Annotated in this window: 1 protein-coding gene; it reads left to right on the plus strand. The window is 59.7% G+C overall.

Annotated features, from left to right (window positions below):
* A partial coding sequence (locus tag AC1DS3_RS39015) for a macro domain-containing protein (protein ID WP_477129411.1) occupies nucleotides 1-268 on the plus strand: 268 nt, incomplete at its 5' end.
* Between the last annotated feature and the right edge of the window lie 742 nt (nucleotides 269-1010).

Consider the following 1010-nt stretch of genomic DNA (forward strand, 5'->3'; position numbering starts at 1 on the left):
CAGCCATGGCTGGATGGATGGCGGGATCAATCTGGCCTACATCCAGCGTTTCGGCGATGATTTGGAGCGGCGGCTGCGGCTGATGATCAGGCAGGACCATGCTGGATTGCTGCCGGTCGGGCATGCGCTGGCGAGTAAGACCGATGCGGTCGACATCCCCTGGATGATCAGCGCCCCGACGATGGAAATGCCGATGGCGGTGCCGCGTAGCCTGAATGCCTACAAGGCATTCAGGCTACGCTGCTGCTGGCACGGCAGCATGGTTTGAAGCCCTGCTGTGCCCGGGCTTCTGCACGCTGACCGGTCGCATGGAGCCGGAAGAGGCTGCCGGCCAGATGCGGTGGGCCTGGGACGAGGTAGCGGCTCAACCGGAATGCTCATAGGCCAAGTGCAAATTCGAATACATGAGAACCGGTTGACGGGGTTTTCATGGCTGGTGATGGCTTTGGGGAGTTTCTAGCATTGAAAGCGCTACAACAACCTCTCGAGACGCCATGAAACATCTTATTTTTTCTCTTGCGGCGGCTGCCCTGACGCTGGGCGCAATCGCCCCGGCAGAGGCGTATGACCACCATCATCATTGTCATAAGGTGAGAGTTCATCACCATTGGGAAACACGCTGTCACTGAATGAAACCGCCGCTTGTCTCTGGCCCCGCCTTGGCGGGGCCTTCTCGTTTACGCAGTCTTCAGGTAGTGGGACTGCCGCTGAATCCGGCGCCGCCCAGGACACCCCGACGGGAGTGTGGGTGCTCGCCTCGAGCATCACGCCCGATTTGCCCTCCGCGAGTCGTGCCGCCGGGATTCTTCTTCCGCCTTCAGCGATAATTGCCATTCGAGCGTCGCAAACTTCATGGATTGTGTCTGGCGGGACCGAAGAGTCCGCGCCTAYGGGCCGAGGCGCCGGCTAAAGCTTGAGCGCGATCCGACAGAACAATAGATTGACAATGATCACAGGACACGTCTTTATTGCGACCAGCCTTGACGGCTTTATCGCCCGCCCCGATGGAG

The sequence above is a fragment of the Cupriavidus sp. 01L46 genome, from assembly GCF_056399905.1.